Genomic DNA, 18,537 nt, shown 5'->3' with positions numbered 1-18,537 from the left:
CTCCCTTTGTGCTTTTAAGAGGGTGTATATGAAAAAGTTCCTTTTCCTTTTGGCGATTGTGGGTCTGACAGCCTGCCAGGTGAAGCCGACGAAGGTGACTGTTGAAGAGCCTGTGATGGGTGAAAACGTCACAGCCGAGCGTCTGATGAAGCAAAATCCGGTGATTCTGGATGCGCGTCCTGCATTTGAATTCAACCTAGCGCATGTGCCTGGTTCCATCAATGTTCGTTGGGAGGATTTCTCTCAAGCCAATCCGCGCGCTCGTGGATTGTTGCAGGCGGATCTTTTTGCCTTGGCTAGGCGTTTGTCATTGGTGGGGGTAGATCCTGAAACACCGGTTGTGGTTTTAGGTAAAGGACCGCAAGGCGTCGGGGAAGAGGGGCGCATCGCCTGGACTTTGAAGGTTCTGGGGGTCAGGAACGTCTATACTCTTTTGCATACATCCTATCGTGAAATGAACACAAACCCGAACCGTGAAGTCCCTGCAGTGAAGAACAAACCTTACTGGAAACCAGAGGTTGCCGAAGGGCTTGTCGTAGATTTGAAAACCTTCAAGGCGGAGGTGATTCAAAATTCAAAACCGGTGGTGGTCTTGGATGTGCGTTCCAGTCAGGAATTCGCCCTTCGCAATATTTCGATGGAAAAGTCAGTGAAGGCGGCCGTTGTTAATATCGAATGGAAAGAATTCTTCGGTGAAAAAGGACTTCCTGAGAAAAAGATTGAGCGTCTGCTTTATGAAAAGAACATCGGTAAAGACAGTCGTATTTTGGTCCTTAGCAATCACGGTGTGCGTTCCGGAGCCGTGGTGTATGCTTTGAATTATCTGGGTTATAAAAAAGCTGCCAACTTTGCCGGAGGCTATGAGCAATGGAAGTAAACCCGCAAGAGCTGATCGCCATTCTGAAAGACAAGATTGCTCTTTATGAGCATCTTGGCATTACCGTGGAAGAGATCAGTGCTTCGCGCGTTCGCTTTAAAGTTTCCCTGGAAAAAAACCGCAACCACAAAGGCACGGCTTTTGGTGGAAGCCTGTATGCCAGCGGGGTTTTGGCAGCATATGCGTTGGCTTTGGCCGGGCTGAAGGCACATCAGATACCGACCGAAAATATCGTTATTGCCAAAGGTGAAATTCAGTATCTGCGCCCGGTGGATACGGATTTTGAAGTGGTCAGTGAATTTAGATCCACCCAGGAACAAGAAGATTTCTATAAGACTTTACAGACCAGCGGGCGAGTCCGCGGGTTGATTCGCACTCAGATACTGGGCGAAGGAGGCTCCTTAAAGGCTTCTTTGTTGGGTGATTTTGTCGTCAGGTTGTAAGCCAGGATATCCAGGATTTCAGATTTCTTCACGGGTTTAACGGCATAGGAATCGCAGCCGCTGGTAAGGGCTCGCTGCAAATCTTCGACAACCGCTGTCGCTGTCAGGGCGATGATCGGGGTGTGAGTCCTCTTTTGTTCAGCCTCATAGTGCCGGATCATTTCAGTGGCCTTATAGCCGGTCATGATGGGCATCTGCATATCCATGAAGATCAGGTCGTATTTATTCTCTTTAAATTTATCAACGGCTTCCTGCCCGTTGACGGCTTCTTCGCAGTCAAAGGGCAGGCTTTTGAGGTAGTGGATCATCAACACCCGGTTGTCTTCAGAATCGTCCACCAGAAGGATGCGGAAGCGTTGCCCGCTTTTAAGTTGAGTCCAGACGGGGGAGGATTTGCTCTGCTTTTCGATATTGCTGGAAAAGTCCGGGCGATGGGGCAGGGTGATGCGGAACGTGGTTCCGCGTCCAGCAAGGCTTCTCATCTCCATGGTGCCGCCCATGATTTCCACCAGATTTTTTGAAATGACCAGCCCCAGACCTGTACCGCCATACTTGCGGGTGATGGTGGGGTCCCCTTGAAAGAAGGGGGAAAAAAGTTTGGACTGCTTTTCACGGGGGATGCCGATGCCGGTGTCCTGAACCTCGATCAAAAGCTTTTCAGCACCATCTTTGGTCAGATCCACTTTCACAGTGACAGATCCTTCGTTCGTGAACTTTAAAGCGTTCCCGATCAAATTAAAGAGGACCTGCCGTAGCCGTGTGGGGTCACCCCATTGCAAGGGGGGAACTTCTTTGGATAGGATCAGTTCAAAGTGCAGACCTTTTTCTTCCGCTTTGATTTGCAGGATTTCAAAGACACTGCGAACTGTGCTGTGAATATTGTAACTGACATCTTCGACGGTCAGGGCCTTGGCTTCGATTTTTGAAAAGTCCAAAAGGTCGTTGATCAGAGCTTTGAGATTTTCTCCAGCATGACTGAACAAGGTCAGATAGCGTTCCTGATCTTTTGACAGCTGCGTTTCCCGCAGAAGCTCCAGCATGCCCAGAACTGAATTCAGAGGAGTGCGGATTTCATGACTCATTCGAGCCAGGAACTCGGACTTGGCGCGACTGGCCTCTTCGGCCTGTTCTTTAGCCGCCTTAAGCAGTCGCTCGGTTTGGCTTAGTTCATGGATCTTTCCGATTAAGGTAGTGACGGCAGAGCCTGTGATTAAAGAACAGAAACACAAAGTCAGCAGTGTGGCGGGGTTTTGAATTTCGGTAATATTTGAAGACCAGGGCAGGTTCAGCATCTTAGGCAGAATCACAGTCAGAAAAACCACAAATGTGTTCACGGCTAAGGCGGCATAAAGCCCGTACCAGGCCGACGAGGCCAGCATCACAATGCCATAGACGTACCATGTTTTCGGCAAGTCTGTGGCGACCGCCAGGACAAACATCGAACTCAGAATGACAGCAAAGACCACTTTTTCTTTTTTGACCAGGCGATTCCAGTGCAGGGGCGGCAGAGCCTTAAAGGGAAAGAGCGACAGACCTTTATGGCTGAGCCAGGGTGATACTAAGATCAGCGCGGGAATGCTGATGAAAACAGCTCCTAAAAGATCGCCCACGGCGGTGGTGAGTGTATTCCAGAAAAAGACGGACCGGTTTTGAAAACCGGTGAGTGTGAAGATGCCCTGGATTGCGATCGAGCAAACGAGCGACGGAATGACCAGGCCATAGACAAAGTACAGACTAAGATTTTTGGGGCTGGGTTTCCATCCGCGGGAATCTTTGAAGCGCTCGCGAACCAGTACCCAGGACAAAAGAACTTCCAGAGTTTCTGGCAAGGCATAGAGGGGGTAAAGAGCTTTGTTGGGAATATCAAACAGAGTTATGGCAATCAGAGCGTTAACAAACACAGCAGAAAGAACGCGGGGCCCCCACCAAAGAGCCATGACCACGCCCAGGTTGATTGGAAAGTAGATCCAATACACCCCTTGAGTGGATTTAAAGGAGAGACTCAAGAGGGTGCCTGCAAATAAAATGAAGAACGGGACGACCCACGTCCACCCGGGCAATTGCTTCTCTTTCATGCCCCTTATTGTAGGGTCATTTCGGTGGGTGAAGCTAAAACGGAGAACTGAATCTGTTAAAGGTCAATGTGGTCAACTTTGAAGAAAGTTTCGCCAAAACAGGTGCCCGCAGCGCAAGTGTTAAAATTAAGGCAACCGCCTTCTTTTTGAATGCGGTAAATATCGTCTTCCAGAATATCATCCATTCCTCTGGATAAGATTCCCACAATTTCACCTTGTGAATTGATCAGGGGCGAACCCGAGCTGCCTTTAAAGGTGTCCACTTCGACCTTGAAGTTCATTCGACTTATGTCATTTGAAAGGACGGTCGCCACATCTTTTTTAAGCGGAAGTCCCAAGGGATAGGACAGGCTTAAAAGCTTGGTGCCTGCGGTTAAAGTCGCCGTGCTTTCTGCAATTTTCAAGGGGGTCACATCTGCAACGGGGCGATCCAGTTCTATGATCGCATAGTCCATGCCTTTGGTGCTCTGTTCAATTTTGAGGATCCTTTGGCATTTGTAGATTTCAGACTCAGAGATCTCAAGCGTGGTGGCTTTTTCCTGATCCCAGCCAAAGGCAAAGTGCGCCTCAGAACAACTATTTTTTGAATCCACACAGTGAGCCGCTGTCAGAACTTGGTTGGGGGAAATCAGGCTTGCTGTGCAGTAACCCAGCAAAGGCTGCTCTAAGAAGCGCTCATTGGGGCACAGGGGATAGGCCTGGGAAAGACGATAGGTTTTTAAGGCGTATCGGGTCGGAGAAAGATTTTTTAGCTTGTCCGGACTGAACATGGCGGCGACGGCTCGGGCAAAGGCAATCTCGGCCGTGTTTCGTGAAGATATCTCCTGCCGGGTGTCGCCTTTATAGATCACGGCTGTGGTGTCTATGAATTCAAGGGACGCCGTATCGGACTTCGGGGAGCAACCCGCAAGACCCAAAGAAAGCAACAAGGCATGAGGCAGTAGGGATTTCATCTTACTTCTTTTCCGGACTGAGTCCTGCGACCTGGCCATTGATGGCGATAAAACCGTCTTCATGGGGACCTTTTTTCGGATTCAGATGCAACCAGTGAATGACGGCTCCGACAGGGGAATAACTGTCCTTGATAAAATCTCCGCAGGCGATGATTTCATCTCCATAGCGGAAGTCAGGAAGAGTGCCAAACTTGGTGTTGTAGATCACTTCCACGCGGTCGTCGATGGTGTTCATGTCTTTGTCCAGATCGACTTCGATATGAATGTGTTTTTGACGATCTTCGATCAGACGCACGGCGATCCCGCGCACAAAGGCTCGGGCCAGAAATTTGTTTTCGGTGAACTCTTTCCACGCGAGCACCTGACTTTCATTGAAGTCGATACGGTCTTTGCGATCGAAGCAGGCGGGAAGGCCCTTGGCGAAGGCGTTCGTGGATATAAAAAGCAGTACTAAAATCAAAGAGGAAAGGGCCTTATTCATAAGACGCCAATTTAGCAAAAAAAACGACAATTCGCTGACTTCAGTGTTCTGAAGGTAAAGCTTTCCAAGTCTGTCGAAGGCGTAGTCAGACCAAGGGAAAAACCTTTGGAGTCCAAGCTAGTTATTAGATAGGGGCTCGTTTTATCATCTTGTTTTCCCTTGAATTTCCGTTCTTTTTCAATCAACCCCTGACAGGGGGGAATCGTTGTCAACCAGGGTGCTTAGGCACTAAAGAAAATTCCATTATTGAGGAGTTTTACGAATGAAAACAACGATGGCTATTAAAAGCCTTATTCTCGCATCTGTTTTAAGTCTGCATGGGATGGCCTGGGCTCAGGACTCTGCCAGTCAGGTATCCGAACTGGATGCGGTGGTTATCAAAGACGATCAAGAGCTTAAAACCCGCACCACTTTGCGTGCAGAGCGAATTGAACAAACGCAGGCCGAAGACATCAAGGAATCTTTAAAAGGGGTTTCCGATGTGATGGTCGGTGGAGGTCAGAAGAGCGCTCAAAAGGTTTACGTTCGTGGTGTCGAGGACACTCAGTTGAATGTGACTGTCGATGGGGCCCGTCAAAGTGGTTACCTTTTTCATCATCAAGGCCGCTTAAGTGTTGATCCCGAGCTGCTGAAGAAAATTGACGTGGATGCTGGAACAGGCAACGCACTTTCCGGGCCGGGAGCTTTGGGGGGATCCGTTCGTTTTGCAACCAAAGATGCGGAAGATCTTTTACTGCCAGGACAACGCTATGGCGCTTTGGTGAAAGCCCGCTATGCAACGAATGCCGACGAAAAAGGGGCAAGTCTGGGCTTTTTTGGTAAACCTTTGGATAACGTCAGCTTCCTTCTGTATGGAAATTTCGCAGAGTCCGGCAACTATCACGCTGGCGGCGGAGATGGCGTTGGGTTTACCGCAGGTAAACCGAAAAGTGGCCTGGGAAAAATCGTTTTCACACCAAGCAATGAACAAAAGCTGACGTTGTCCGCCAACGTGCGCGAGGACAATGCCCGTCGTTCGTTGCGCAATCACTTTGGTGATCTGCCGTTCAATCCCCCGAACGATCAGGAATTCGGCAATCAGACCTATACTTTGCAACACACTTTCAATCCGACGACCCCTTGGGTGAATTTGCGTTCTGAAGTCTATACGACATCAACCAAGATGAGTCAGGAAACAACCACTGCCAAATCTGAAGCGGAAGCGAAAAGCTTCGGTGGACAGATTTCCAATAAAATGGATCTGGGTTCTTTGAATTCAGTCACGGTGGGGACGGACTATAACGTGGACCGTTCCGAGGGACATCGGGCAACCGGCACGGAGTCTGAAACCGGTCGCATCTTTGGTGTGTTCACTCAAGGGGTTTATCGTCCAGCAACGGCTTGGACTTTGACGGCGGGACTTCGTTACGACAACTATGATCTGGAGGATGTTGTCAGTGAAATGCTTAATTCTCATCACCTCAGTCCGAACGCGCGCGTGGGTTATCAGTTTAATCCGGTGTGGTCGGCCTATGCGTCCTGGTCTCAGGCCTTCAAGGGCGCAACTCCGATGGAAGCCTATGTGATGAGCGGTGTGAAGGGGGTGGCTCCGGTCAGCAATCTGAAAGGGACAACCGCCGATACGTCAGAACTTGGTCTGACAGCCCAAGTACAGGGGTTGACCGTGAGCACCGTGGTATATCACACGGTGATGCGTGATGTGATTCAAGTCAGCACCAAGCGCACGACGGGGATTATGACTCGCTCGAATGCTGCGGATGATTTGAAGTTCCAGGGTGTGAACTTAAATGCGAACTATGAGTCTGGCGACTATGTGATCCGTGGTGGATATTCCCACAATAAGTCGGAATACGGCAGTGAACCATTGGGTTATGCTGTTTCCACGAAAGGCAGCGCCTTCGGTGATCGTTTTGTATTCGGTGTGGACTACAAGCTCAGTCGGTACAACGTAATTCTGACTTGGGACAGTCTGGTCGCGATGGAACTAACGGACGTTCCTTCAGGATCTGTTGAGCAGCCGGGATATGATATTCACGACATCGCCGCAAGCTGGATGCCGAATGAAAGAACTCGTGTGGGTATTTCTGTGCTGAACATCTTCGATAAAAAGTATGTCGCACAAGGAACACCTTACCAAGTTCAAGGCGCCTTGAATCCGATCTTTGAGCCGGGTCGTGATGTGCGCTTGACGGCGAGTTATTTGTTCTAGTTTGCGAAGAAAGCATTTAGGAAAGTGTGAGCCCCACAGTCGGTGATTGTGGGGCTTTTGGTTCTGAAGCGGCAGTTGCCTATGCATAAAGGCAGGGGTTTGTGTCTCGGCCATCACTGTTTTTTACCCAAGCATCTCCACAAGAAGCGATTCTTCCCGCGATGATAGTGCGATGAACACCTCTCGTCGCAAGTTCTTGGAAAACGCCACCAAATCCCTGCTGATATACACAAGCCTCCCTGCGGGGCTTGCGGCGGGTGGTAATGAATATCAATCAGATCTTTACACGGGGGTGATTCCTGTTTGTCAAAATATGACCAACGAAATATCCGCTCAATTCACAGTTCTGACAGAAGGCAAAAATCCCTATGCCTATAGGGTGAAGGATCTTCAGGGTAAGGATTTGCCGGTCCGAAAATGGGATGAAGAGCATCGCAAGGACTCCTGGTACGGGATTGACAAGTTAATCGTCGATGACCTGCAGGTTGACCAGCTGTACCGCCTGCAGGTCATCGATAAGGATCGTGGCAAAGTTTTGGATGAAAGGATCTTTAAAAGTCTGCCGCTGAATCGCAAGAAGAAGCTGCGCTTTGCGATCATCAGTTGTTCCTGTGATTTTTATCACCACCAGAATAGCAATATGTGGGATCGCCTGTTTGCGGAACTTCCTGAAATGGTGTTTGTCTTGGGGGATTCCTGTTATGTGGACCTGGGCAGTGACGGCAGTGAAAGGGACCTTTGGCGGCGTCACTGTGAAACCCGCATGACCTTGGCACACTTTAGACAACCTCGCCTGATTCCCACCCTGGCGACCTGGGATGATCACGATTATGGTGAAAACAACCAGAACAAGTACTATTCATTAAAAACACTATCCAAAAGAATCTTTGAATGTTTTTTCGGTTCTATGCCAGTGGCTGGATATCAAAAAGGGCATGGAGTCGGGGCGGTGCTGACGGGGTTTGGGCAGCGATTCTTTTTGATGGACGACCGCTATTTCCGGGACGAGCCCCATAGCGGCGGAATGATGTGGGGGAGCGCACAGCAAGAATGGTTGTTGGCAAGCCTGAAGGAAAATGACAAGCCCTCGTGGTTGATGAATGGCAGTCAGTATTTTTCATCCTATGTGGGAAATGAATCCTTTCAAAAGGAATACATGAGAAATCTGGCGGATCTTACAGGTAAGTTGCGTAAGACCGAGGCTCCTGTGGTTTTCGCTTCTGGTGATGTGCACTTTAGTGAAGTGTTGCGAATCGAGCCCGAGCTTCTGGGGTATCGCACCTATGAATTTACTTCCAGCGCCATGCACAGTCTGAATTATCCGACCAGTTGGTATATGCGAAATGCCCGGCGAGAAGTGCATACGTGGAAACATAATTTTATGATTATGAATTCTGAAGTTCTTAGTGGAGGAATAAAAACAGACAGCTACTGTCTCGGGCGCCGAGGGCAAAGACTTCTCAGTCATAGTGGGACCGTTCGTCGGAGTTAGAGAGTTTTTTTCTGCGTGCGTCGTGAATTCAAATCACGCTTCCCATATTTTCAAAAATAGCTAGACTTACGTATTGAATATCTATCATTCCACGAAGGGAATAGTGCATGGGCAGCGTAGTATCATTCATCAATCAAAAAGGTGGCGTGGCAAAGACCACCACAGCTATTAATGTGGCCTCTCAATGGGCTAAGGAAGGCAAGAAAGTTCTTCTGATCGACTTGGACCCGCAGTCTTCTGCAACACGGGCGATCTTCGGCGATGAAGACTTTGAAGACACCATTTACGACGTCATCACCGGCGAAGTGGAAGCTCAAAGTGCCGTGGTTCACTCTCCGTCGTTTGGCTTTGATGTGATCCCGTCTGAAATTATGCTGAGCGGTATTGAAATCATTCTTTCTTCCAAATTTGGCCGCGAAAGCATCCTGAAAAGGGCCCTTGCGGAGATTAAAGAAGAATATGACATCGTTGTGATTGATTGCTCACCATCCCTGGGTCTTTTGACTGTGAATGCATTGATTGCCTCCAAGGACATCGTGATTCCGATCTGTCCGGAATACTTCTCTTTGAAGGGGATTGATCTGATCCTGGATACTTTGAAAAACATCAAAACGGGCCTGGGTCATCAGATCAATGTGCGCGGTATCATTATTTCCAAATACCGCAACCGTCGTATTGTTGAAAAGGTCATCAGTGATCTGCGCACGAACTACACGATTCCGGTCTTCAACAATTATATCCCGGAATCTATCGCCGTCGAAGAAGCTCATCACAAGCATTTGCCAGTAAATGAGTTCTCTCCGAAGAACCCGGCAGGGTTGGCATTGGCCAATCTGGCACAGGAAATGTGGGCTTGAAGAAGCACAATCCCCTGTTTTTAGATTCAACCCGACCCGTTGGTGATAAGGTGATCACCAACGTGGAGCTTTTGGATGCAAGTTTGCAGGCAGGGGCCGCATTTTATATTGAAGTCACGGACAGCTTCGGTTTTGTGCAAAAGCACGCATTGAAAATGATCTCCACAAAAAAATCAGTGCGATACTGTACAGAGCTTTGGTTGAATAACAGCGAAGCGATTCAGTACAGGTTTATGATGGTTGCATCTGGGACTGAACTGCAATCATCGCCGATGAAAGAATCTCTAGCCGGTAATTCCATATCTGAAAAGTGGGACCCGTCGGGTCTTCCGGCAGCGCAATCTGTCAGGGGTAAACCGAAAGGGGCTCCGAAAAAAGCAAAGACCACAGAAATAAAAAAGGTATCCTCCAGTAAGGGGCAAGGCTCTTTGGTGGCAGCGCAAGATTATCAGCAGATGAAGTTCCTGCTGGGAGAGCTTGAATAATTCCTTAAAATGCAATAGCTCGGTACGGAGCTGACGAACTTTCAGACATCGAACAATAAACGTCACCTTGTATATTTTTGCCCAATTCCCTTTGAAACTCTGGTAAAACTAGGTCTTCCAAATCAAGAGGTCGACCATGTTTAAAAAGTTCTCTGTGACAATATTAGCGGCGGCAATGCTGGCAGCTTGTGCTCAGCACAATACGGCAGAGGTTCTGACAGATGAATCACAAACCGGTGTTATCGGCGGCCAGAAAGTCGAGCAGGGCAGTGTGGTGATGACTTCCACGGTAGGTCTTTATGACGAGATGACGGGGTCTCTTTGCACCGGGACTTTGATTTCCAGAGAATTGGTTTTAACAGCCGCCCACTGTGTGACGCCGGGTTCAACCGGGTTGATGGTTTTTTTCACCAACGATGTTAAAAACATGAACTCTTACAATTCGCAGTATGCGATCAAAGCCCTGCGACACGAAGACTATGATCGCAACCGCAAAATAGACACTGCTGATATTGCCCTGGTTCGTATTAGGGATACTTATTTGCCCGTAGGCTACAAGCCAGCAGCTATTTTGGAGGACTTCACCTCGTTGAAAGATGGCGGCGAGGTGGTGGTTGCGGGTTATGGTTTGAATTGGGCCTTAGGTGTGAAGAAGGGTGCTGGCATTCTGCGCACAACTAAATTGAAAATGAGTCAAGCCCGTCACGGGCAAACCGAGTTGATGTTAAGCCAATCCCTGAAAAAGGGAGTGTGTAGTGGGGATTCCGGTGGCCCGGCCTATGTCGAAAGGAATGGTCAGTTGTATCTGGCAGGAGTTGCCAGCCGCGGGGATGCGGCTGTGATGTTGCTCAGTCCAAAGTGTGACAAGTTCTCGATCTATTCACGAGTGGATGCTTATACGACTTGGATCAAAGAAACTTCAAATAAGTTGATGTCCAAGAAATAAGACTATTTCGGCGCACCCGCTTCAATCCAGCGCTTCATATAATCCAGTTCTTCCGCCGTCAAAGGGGGAAGAATTGTTTTGCCTCTTTGGGGTGGCATAAAGCGTTTGTTCATACCTGGTACGGTGACCTGATAAAGAATACTGTCCTCGGCTGTTTCCGCCAGAAGGTTGCGGTCATGCAGGTTCTCCACCTCATCCAAAACAGTGCGTTTGGCAGTTTCCGCCGTATGGCAGACCATGCATTTGGGCTGCAGGATTTCTTTTTTCAGATTGGCATAGCTGAGCTCTAATTTTTTCAGATCTGTTTTGATTTTTTCTTTCGGAGCTTCCGCGCCCGCACAAGCAGACAGATCGCCAACTTTTTGTGTCGAAACACGACTGTGCAGTTGATCCTCCAGCCATGTTTCCAGAATTTGCTTTTCACAGGAATTCAGAGGGCTGTAACCACCAGAACGTGGTGGCATGGTCCCGGCATGAATCACATCCAGGATTTCTGTTTTTTGCGCCAGCACTTGAGTCGCCGTTCCCATGGCTCGAGCACCCGAAGAATGGCACTCCAGGCAGGTTCTGAGAGAAGTTTGTTTTACGACTTCAAAGGACAGCTCTTTGTTTTGAAAAGCCTTGGCAAAGCTCAGCTCAGCACCGCCGGTCTTAAAAAGACCCAACTCTTCCATGGGATAGCTGCAACCCACCAATGAAAGCCCCACAACCAATACTGACAAAAGGTTCTTTTTCATAATGGGCGCTGTTTTATCAAAAAACAGCGCTCAGGGGGAAGTGATTTAGTGCCAAAGTATAAAATACAGCGGCTGTCTCAAATCAAGACAGTCGAAGTTGTTCCATCGAACGGAATTAAGGGGGCCAAAGAGTTCAGGGCACAAGTGAAGAAACCGAAAAGTATGAGGGTCTGTCCTTAGGAGTACACTTGGAGCGTTTGAGGTCACCTTTAGTTCTTTGGATTATCATGGCGCTGTTGGCGTCGGGTTGCACCTTGGATGCTGATCTGGAAGACCTTTTGTCTAAACGGGAGGTTGAAGATCTTCCCCTGGGAACCTTTCCGATAGATAAAATCACGCCACTTTTCCAAGACGACTTCAATCGTTCTGACGAGCCTCTGATCTCCAATACAAAATGGATGAGTTCTCCGTTGGGGGAATCCTTCCTGATAAATCAAGAGCTGAATGTAGCTGAAAACTCCGGGCTCGTGGTGGCGGCTCCTAACAATCCCGTGGCTTTTGCTGACCTTGCCAAAACTTATATTGAGACTTCCGTTAGAATGGATGGATCTCAGGATCAGGTCTTTTACCTCTTGCCTTACTTTAAGGCGGCCACAAGCGAAATGATTGGTTGCTTTTTTCAGTACTCAGGTGGGACTTTTAAGGTCATTGTCGGATCCGCCGCGAATCTTGCGACTCCTTCTTTTGAATTGTCGGGATACCCGTGGTTGGCAGTGAACTATGTTGGCTGTGAGGTGGATCAAAGCACCGGTGTTGTGTCTGCTTACTTGAATTCTGTGAAACTGGCGGAACGCAGTCAGGTTTCAGTGCCAGCAGCGGCGGACTCGGTGCCGGTCATCGTAGGGGGCGGGAACGGCATGGTCTTCGACGATGTAAAGGCCTTTGCTTCTTTTCACGAGGGACGCGAAGAGCGCTCAGGGGATCTGCGAATTTATAATGCCCCTTTCGTCGGCTATTATGACAACGAACTGGCGGCCTTCAGTCTTCAGGGGTACTGCTCTGAAAATGGTGCCACCGTTCAGGTCAAGGATGTTTCTGGAGAGTTCCAGGCCCCCTCCGTCGTCTGCGGGGACAATCGTTTTGTGATCCCTTTGGATTTAACAAGTGGGACCCGATTCAAATATGGAATCAACCAACTGCGTATCGAATACACCATGGCGGCCGGGACGCAAGAGCACCTGTGGTATTTCTATCGCAAGGACGGAGTCTTCCCCGCCAGCCGAATCTTGGCGTCGTTCACGAAGCCGTCGGATATGGTCTTGGAAGGAAACTCCGCGAGCACTCAGCAAATTGAGGTGGTCCTGAATCAACCTGCAGCCGTGGATGTCACGGTCAAGTATGCTTTGTCGGGTGTTTCATCCACGGCACAAAATCCTGCGCATCACAATCTGCCCGCAACGGGGACTTTGGTTATTCCTAAAGGTCAAAAGAGTGGGATGATTCAATACACCTATAAAGGGGATGCTGCTGCAGGCGGATCGAAGATCCTCCAGGTTGCCATTGTGGATTTATCTGGGCCGGGCTTAAGAACTCGGATGGGGAAATATCAGATCATAAGAAGGTTTGTTCGTGATGAAGAGTCGCCCTCGGTGGTGCAGATCAGTGCGGGGTTCGCGCAAAGCTGTATGTTATTCGATAATGGACAATTAAAATGCTGGGGTACAAACGCTGCGGGACAGTTGGGCGATGGCACGCTGATAGATCGAACAGCGCCAAGTTTGGTTGCCGGTGGTGGTCTTTATAGTTACGTCAGCGTGGGGCAAGATCACACTTGTGCTGTCCTTCTGAGTGGTGATTTGCAGTGTTGGGGGCAAAACTTAGGTGGCAAGCTGGGCGACGGCACGGGGACGAATCGATTGGTGCCGACGGCCGTGAACGACACTGCGAAATATACAATGGTCGCATCCTCGATATCACATACATGTGCAGTGACGACCGCCGGAGCTGTTAAGTGTTGGGGCAGTACTTTCGGTTACAGCCCCACGCTGGTTAGTGGCGCGGAAACATACTCAATGGTGACTGCGGGCCAGTACCATTCCTGTGGCATTACAACTGGCGGCTTTGTGCGATGCTGGGGTGAAAATGGAACTTCGCAGCTGGGGGATGGAACCTCTACGGATCGCATAACTCCCACGCCGCTACTGGACGCTGACAGATACTCTGTTGTGACTGCGGGTAAAGACTTCACTTGCGGGATTACTGAAGCCGGTAAAGCCAAGTGCTGGGGGAATGGTGGCAATCTAGGGGCGGGGGGCCGTCCTGATTCCGCAACGCCCATCGAGGTCAGTGGAGGGGATCTGTACGATCGCATTTCAGCGAATTGGCAGTATACCTGTGGTATCGGGCGGCAGGATAAAAGAATTCGCTGTTGGGGATATGATCAAGGTGGAAACCTCGGTAAAGAAAATAGTCCCACGGCGGTCCAGGTGCCAACACTGACGAGTGATGAGGATCAGTACGCATTTATTGCCACGGGACCTCAGGTGGGCTGTGGGATCACCGTGGCAGGAGTGCCAAAGTGCTGGGGACGAAACATCAATTATAATCGCGGTGATAGTTTTAGAGCCTTGACCCCACAGCGAGTATTGACCTCTGAAAAGTTTAAAAGCGTTTGGGCGGGGAGGGACACAACATGCGGTGTTTCGACTCAAGGAAAAGCCTATTGTTGGGGTAGCAATGTATTCAATCAGATCGGTGATGGATTGACCAGCAATCGCGGTGCGCCTGTCGCAGTGGAGGGGGCTGACACCTACAAAGCGGTGGCCACTTCGCAGTACCACTCTTGCGGATTATTGGAAAATGGACTGGCGAAGTGCTGGGGGGCGTCTACCGGCGACGGTCTGATTGGGGACGGAACATCAACGACAAGATATAAACCCGTGCCGGTCAAAGATAATCATTTGTTTGCGTCGTTGGAAGTTGGTAACAGTCATAGTTGTGGGGTGGACTCGCAGGGGTATATCCGGTGCTGGGGTGCGAATTACATGGGTCAGCTTGGAATTGGGTCTTTAAGCAGTCAAAATGGACCGGCTGTCGTTGGTGCAGAACTCTATCAACAAGTCAGTGCGGGTGGGATTCACACCTGTGCCCTAAATACTGCGGGAAAAGCTTATTGCTGGGGTGGTAACACAGCAGGGCAGTTGGGTGACGGCACGGCTGGGTTGGGAACGCACAAAACTGTTCCGACCGCAGTCAGTGGCAGTGATGATTTCAAAGTTGTTTCAAGTGGTGGATTCCACACCTGTGGTATCACAACGGCAGACCTGGTGAAATGTTGGGGGCAAAATTCCATCGGAGAATTGGGGGATGGAACTTTGATCGGCCGCTACGTCCCCACCGCAATTGTCGGAGCAACCACTTACAAAATGATCGATGCTGGCTATTCACACACGTGCGCAATCACTGTTGCTGGAACTGTGCAGTGCTGGGGCAGTAATACCCACGGGCAGTTGGGGAATGGAACCAACATAAACAGCAGTTCTCCCGTGGATATTTCTGACGGTGCTCGCTATAAAATGATCTCGGCGGGGCATACTTACACCTGCGGAGTTACAGAGGCCGACGAGCTGAAATGTTGGGGAGGGAACGCCAATTTTGAGGCGGACCTTGATAAGCTCGGTCTGGGAAGCAGCCCCGTCAACAGTACAGCGCGGCCAGTAACCGCGCCGTAAGGTCAGACATCCTTAGGCAACTTTGATTTTGAAAAGGACAGAATACATGGCCTTGAGCATGTCAGGATCATAGCGGCCCGCCAGCTTTTCCTTCATCATGGTGACGGCATCCACCGGAGTCAGCGGGACGTTGTAAGATCTTTGTGTGGTCATGGCGTCATAGGTGTCCGTGATGGCCACAATCCGCGCGAAAGGATGGATCTCGTCAGCGACCAACTGCTGGGGATAACCGTTACCGGCCCAGGATTCATGATGCTCAAAGCAGGCCGCCTTGATCGCATCGCTGATGTTGGGGTGATTGTTCAAAATCACCAGGCCATACTGAGGGTGCATTTTCATCTGCTCCCATTCAGCATCGGACAGGCCGCCTTTTTTGCACAGAATATCCAGGCTGACGCTGCGTTTTCCGATATCGTGAAAAAGGGCGCCGACCCCCAGTTCCTCTAACGTTTTGGCATCATAGCCCAGGGCCTTTCCCAGTCCCAAAGAATAAATGCTGACGTCCAAAGAGTGATTGTAAGTATAGAAGTCGTGTCCTGATAACGAGATCATAAAGCCCATGGCTTCTGGAGCATTTTCCATCAGCTCAATAAAGTCGGTGATGATCGGACGGGATTCGTCCAGGGCACGGTTGACATCAGGATTTTCAAAAAGATCTTCCATCAAGGCGACTGAGGATTCGCGTAGGATCTTGGCTTTGTCGAAGGGATTCAGAAGGTCGGAGTTCATTTCCTCTTTCACCCAGTCACGATAGATTTGTTTGTCTTCCATGCGCACAAAGAAGGAATCCCCAGTGTCACGGTTGTGCAGGGTTTTGATTTTACCTGACCCCAGCTTGTCGCCGGCTCTCAGGTACAGGATGTGTTTGCCATCGACGTAGATGAAGATATCAAAAGAGGTGACTTTATCTGGGCGTATCGTGCTGAGGCGAATGCGGAAGTAAGTCGTTGAATCCATAGAAAAATTCTGCCATGGAACCAGGGGTGATGGAACTAAATCCGCAATAAACAATGGTCTCGGGCTTTGGTCTAGAGCAGGGTGGGTCGAGACTCTCTCACAACGTGCCAATCCGAGACTGCAGAAAGCCCGATGTCACAGGGATGCATCCATTGACTTGTCGTCGGAATCAGAAATAATCGGAGGCCATGGCGTTGCGTTTGAATACCGAGATTCAATATCTTAAAGGAGTGGGTCCCAAACTGGGGGATCTGTTTTCCCGTAAGGGTCTAAAGACTCTTGGGGATCTTTTTGAGTTTTATCCCCGGGCCTATGAAGATCAGCGGGCGGCTCGGAATATCGCAAGCCTTCGTCCCGACGATATTGTCAGTATCAAAGCCACCGTGGTGGCGGTTCATAGCATAAACATGGGCCGCTCCGCGCGGAAGATGTATGACGTGGTTTTGCGGGATGCCTCGGGCCAGATTCACTGCAAATACTTCCGTGTACCCTACAAAGGTTACTTCGAGCGCTTTAAGCCCTTCACCGAGGTTCGTGTCGTTGGCAAGGTGACCGAATACCGCGGGCGCATCGAGTTCCACCATCCTGACATCAAGGATGTTGAGCCTGATGAAGAAGCACAGGACGCCTTGATTCCGCTGTATACAGAAATCGAAGGTCTGGCGACAGCCAAGATCATGAAGCTGGTGCGTTCGGCCTTTGCACAGATTGAAGAATGGCCGGAAGAGGCTTTGCCCAAGTGGATGCGGGAAAAGTACAACCTGATTCCGCGCAAGGATGCCTTGAAAGACATTCACTTCCCGGACCCGAACAGGGCGAAGGAATATGCCGAGTTTAAAACACCGGCACAAAAAAGAATCATCTTTGATGAATTCTTCTGGTTGGAACTTTATCTGGCGTCCAAAAAAGCGGGCTTCCAGAAAGAAGGGGCGCCACAGATCAGAAACAGTGGCGAAAAGCTTAAAACACTGGCGCAGTCGCTGCCTTTTGAAATGACTGGGGCTCAGAAGCGTGTTTTCAGCGAGATCAAAAAAGATTTGGAGCGTGGACATCCCATGCATCGAATGGTTCAAGGGGATGTGGGAAGCGGAAAAACACTGGTCAGCTTTATGGCGGCCCTTTATGTCGCGGAAAGTGGTTATCAGTCCTGTTTGATGGCGCCGACTGAAATCCTGGCAGAACAGCACTTTAAGAATGCCAAAAAAGTTCTGGAACCCTTGGGGATTCGTCTGGGACTTTTAGTCGGGAAGACCAAAGCTTCAGAAAAAAAGCAGCTTTTGGCAGCCCTTGGCAGCGGTGAAATCGATTTGATCATTGGTACGCACGCGCTGATCGAAGATGATGTCCAATTTAGTAATTTGGGGCTGGTGATCATCGACGAACAACATCGATTCGGTGTTGAACAGCGCGGAGTTCTGAAGAACAAAGGAAACTCGCCGCACTTTTTGGTGATGACGGCAACGCCGATCCCAAGAACGTTGGCGATGACCGTGTATGGTGACCTGGATGTTTCTATCATCGATGAGATGCCAGCCGGGCGCAGTCCGATTCAGACCAGGGCCACATTTGAAAGCAAGCGACCTCAGGCGTTGCAGTTTATGCTGGAACAACTGCAGAAAGGCCGTCAAGCCTACATCGTTTACCCTCTGGTCGAAGAAAGCGAAAAGATTGATCTGAAAGATGCGGTTTCTGAATACGAAAAGCTCAAGCAACTTTATCCACAGGTGAAGTTCGGGCTGTTGCACGGAAAGATGAAACCGGATGAAAAAGATCAGGTCATGGATCAGTTCCGTCGTCATGAAATTCAGGTTCTGGTGTCCACGACGGTGATCGAAGTCGGCGTGGATGTGCCGAATGCCAATATCATGATTATCGAACATGCCGAGCGTTTTGGTTTATCCCAGCTACACCAGTTGCGCGGCCGGGTCGGGCGGGGCGAACATAAAAGTTTCTGCATTCTGATCATGGGATATGCGGTGTCGGAAGAAGGTAAGCAGCGCACCGAGATGATGGAAAAAACCTCGGATGGATTTAAGATCGCTGAGTTCGACCTTGAAATGCGCGGTCCCGGCGAGTTCATGGGCACCAAACAGTCCGGTCTTTCCGGATTCAAACTGGCGAATCTGGTGCGTGACATGGCCATCTTGCAAGAGGCTCGTGAAGCGGCCTTTGAGGTTCTGAGAAAAGATCCGAAGTTGTCTTATCTTGAAAACCAGGGGTTGAAAGAGGAACTCCTGCGTGAACATGGGCCTGCAGCTCTGGCGGGTATTGCGTAGACCATCTCGTTCTGAGACAGGATTACGAGTATTTATTGTTTTGGCCTATAAAATAGGCAGCACAGAACGCCGATAAAG

The 18,537-nt window shown here is 49.7% G+C and carries 14 protein-coding genes; 9 read left to right on the top strand and 5 right to left on the bottom strand.

What is annotated here, in order from left to right; all coding sequences use genetic code 11:
- Nucleotides 1–28: 28 nt before the first annotated feature.
- Together ACZ5ZV_RS11430 and ACZ5ZV_RS11425 are read left to right on the top strand one after the other, a co-directional pair.
- Nucleotides 29–877, top strand: a complete 849-nt coding sequence (locus tag ACZ5ZV_RS11430; protein WP_464117135.1) for a sulfurtransferase — start codon at nt 29–31, stop codon at nt 875–877.
- Nucleotides 868–1,320 carry a YiiD C-terminal domain-containing protein gene (locus ACZ5ZV_RS11425; RefSeq protein ID WP_464117134.1) on the top strand — a complete coding sequence of 151 codons (453 nt, stop codon included), beginning with the start codon at nt 868–870 and terminating at the stop codon, nt 1,318–1,320. Before ACZ5ZV_RS11430 ends, ACZ5ZV_RS11425 begins: the two co-directional genes overlap by 10 nt.
- Here ACZ5ZV_RS11425 and ACZ5ZV_RS11420 read toward each other — a convergent pair.
- From ACZ5ZV_RS11420 to ACZ5ZV_RS11410, 3 genes are read right to left on the bottom strand one after another with little or no spacing between them, the layout of a single operon-like run.
- Nucleotides 1,254–3,395: an ATP-binding protein gene (locus ACZ5ZV_RS11420; RefSeq protein ID WP_464117133.1), complete on the bottom strand. Its 2,142-nt coding sequence runs from the start codon at nt 3,393–3,395 to the stop codon at nt 1,254–1,256. The genes ACZ5ZV_RS11425 and ACZ5ZV_RS11420 overlap by 67 nt on opposite strands.
- 56 nt (nt 3,396–3,451) lie before the next feature.
- A complete protein-coding gene (locus tag ACZ5ZV_RS11415; RefSeq protein WP_464117132.1) occupies nt 3,452–4,348 on the bottom strand; it encodes a trypsin-like serine peptidase in 897 nt (298 codons plus the stop codon).
- 1 nt (nt 4,349) lies between these two features.
- Nucleotides 4,350–4,829, bottom strand: coding sequence for a hypothetical protein (locus tag ACZ5ZV_RS11410; protein WP_464117131.1), 480 nt, complete (start codon nt 4,827–4,829; stop codon nt 4,350–4,352).
- A gap of 262 nt (nt 4,830–5,091) precedes the next feature.
- Between ACZ5ZV_RS11410 and ACZ5ZV_RS11405 the strand changes: the two genes are divergently transcribed.
- From ACZ5ZV_RS11405 to ACZ5ZV_RS11385, 5 genes are all read left to right on the top strand, one after another.
- Entirely contained in the window at nt 5,092–7,038 is a 1,947-nt protein-coding gene (locus ACZ5ZV_RS11405) for a TonB-dependent receptor domain-containing protein (RefSeq protein ID WP_464117130.1), read from the top strand.
- Nucleotides 7,039–7,210: 172 nt separating this feature from the next.
- Nucleotides 7,211–8,530: an alkaline phosphatase D family protein gene (locus ACZ5ZV_RS11400; RefSeq protein WP_464117129.1), complete on the top strand. Its 1,320-nt coding sequence runs from the start codon at nt 7,211–7,213 to the stop codon at nt 8,528–8,530.
- A gap of 107 nt (nt 8,531–8,637) precedes the next feature.
- Nucleotides 8,638–9,387, top strand: a complete 750-nt coding sequence (locus ACZ5ZV_RS11395) for a ParA family protein (RefSeq protein WP_464117128.1) — start codon at nt 8,638–8,640, stop codon at nt 9,385–9,387.
- The gene (locus tag ACZ5ZV_RS11390) at nt 9,378–9,872 is read left to right on the top strand and encodes a hypothetical protein (RefSeq protein WP_464117127.1); all 495 of its coding nucleotides are present in this window, start codon (nt 9,378–9,380) and stop codon (nt 9,870–9,872) included. The genes ACZ5ZV_RS11395 and ACZ5ZV_RS11390 overlap by 10 nt, the downstream gene beginning before the upstream one ends.
- A gap of 136 nt (nt 9,873–10,008) precedes the next feature.
- Entirely contained in the window at nt 10,009–10,818 is an 810-nt protein-coding gene (locus tag ACZ5ZV_RS11385) for a S1 family peptidase (protein ID WP_464117126.1), read from the top strand.
- Between the two features lie 2 nt (nt 10,819–10,820).
- Here ACZ5ZV_RS11385 and ACZ5ZV_RS11380 read toward each other — a convergent pair whose 3' ends face one another.
- Nucleotides 10,821–11,555, bottom strand: a complete 735-nt coding sequence (locus ACZ5ZV_RS11380; RefSeq protein ID WP_464117125.1) for a hypothetical protein — start codon at nt 11,553–11,555, stop codon at nt 10,821–10,823.
- A 188-nt stretch (nt 11,556–11,743) separates the two neighbouring features.
- Between ACZ5ZV_RS11380 and ACZ5ZV_RS11375 the strand changes: the two genes are divergently transcribed.
- On the top strand, nt 11,744–15,226 hold the full coding sequence (locus ACZ5ZV_RS11375; RefSeq protein ID WP_464117124.1) for an RCC1 domain-containing protein: 3,483 nt from the start codon (nt 11,744–11,746) through the stop codon (nt 15,224–15,226).
- A 12-nt stretch (nt 15,227–15,238) separates the two neighbouring features.
- Here the strand turns inward: ACZ5ZV_RS11375 and ACZ5ZV_RS11370 are convergent, their stop codons facing one another.
- Nucleotides 15,239–16,183 carry an HD-GYP domain-containing protein gene (locus ACZ5ZV_RS11370; protein ID WP_464117123.1) on the bottom strand — a complete coding sequence of 315 codons (945 nt, stop codon included), beginning with the start codon at nt 16,181–16,183 and terminating at the stop codon, nt 15,239–15,241.
- 188 nt (nt 16,184–16,371) lie between these two features.
- Between ACZ5ZV_RS11370 and recG the strand changes: the two genes are divergently transcribed.
- Nucleotides 16,372–18,459, top strand: coding sequence for an ATP-dependent DNA helicase RecG (gene recG, locus ACZ5ZV_RS11365; RefSeq protein WP_464117122.1), 2,088 nt, complete (start codon nt 16,372–16,374; stop codon nt 18,457–18,459).
- The last annotated feature ends 78 nt before the right edge of the window (nt 18,460–18,537 follow it).

The sequence above is a fragment of the Bdellovibrio sp. HAGR004 genome (assembly GCF_055397015.1).
This window is presented reverse-complemented; position numbering and strand designations above follow the sequence as displayed.

Coding starts and splice junctions, on each gene's coding strand:
- ACZ5ZV_RS11420 (WP_464117133.1), bottom strand. CDS start 3,395: ATGAAAGAGAAGCAATTGCCCGGGTGGACGTGGGTCGTCCCGTTCTTC.
- ACZ5ZV_RS11430 (WP_464117135.1), top strand. CDS start 29: ATGAAAAAGTTCCTTTTCCTTTTGGCGATTGTGGGTCTGACAGCCTGC.
- ACZ5ZV_RS11410 (WP_464117131.1), bottom strand. CDS start 4,829: ATGAATAAGGCCCTTTCCTCTTTGATTTTAGTACTGCTTTTTATATCC.
- ACZ5ZV_RS11415 (WP_464117132.1), bottom strand. CDS start 4,348: ATGAAATCCCTACTGCCTCATGCCTTGTTGCTTTCTTTGGGTCTTGCG.
- ACZ5ZV_RS11395 (WP_464117128.1), top strand. CDS start 8,638: ATGGGCAGCGTAGTATCATTCATCAATCAAAAAGGTGGCGTGGCAAAG.
- ACZ5ZV_RS11385 (WP_464117126.1), top strand. CDS start 10,009: ATGTTTAAAAAGTTCTCTGTGACAATATTAGCGGCGGCAATGCTGGCA.
- ACZ5ZV_RS11380 (WP_464117125.1), bottom strand. CDS start 11,555: ATGAAAAAGAACCTTTTGTCAGTATTGGTTGTGGGGCTTTCATTGGTG.
- ACZ5ZV_RS11425 (WP_464117134.1), top strand. CDS start 868: ATGGAAGTAAACCCGCAAGAGCTGATCGCCATTCTGAAAGACAAGATT.
- ACZ5ZV_RS11405 (WP_464117130.1), top strand. CDS start 5,092: ATGAAAACAACGATGGCTATTAAAAGCCTTATTCTCGCATCTGTTTTA.
- ACZ5ZV_RS11370 (WP_464117123.1), bottom strand. CDS start 16,183: ATGGATTCAACGACTTACTTCCGCATTCGCCTCAGCACGATACGCCCA.
- recG (WP_464117122.1), top strand. CDS start 16,372: ATGGCGTTGCGTTTGAATACCGAGATTCAATATCTTAAAGGAGTGGGT.
- ACZ5ZV_RS11400 (WP_464117129.1), top strand. CDS start 7,211: ATGAACACCTCTCGTCGCAAGTTCTTGGAAAACGCCACCAAATCCCTG.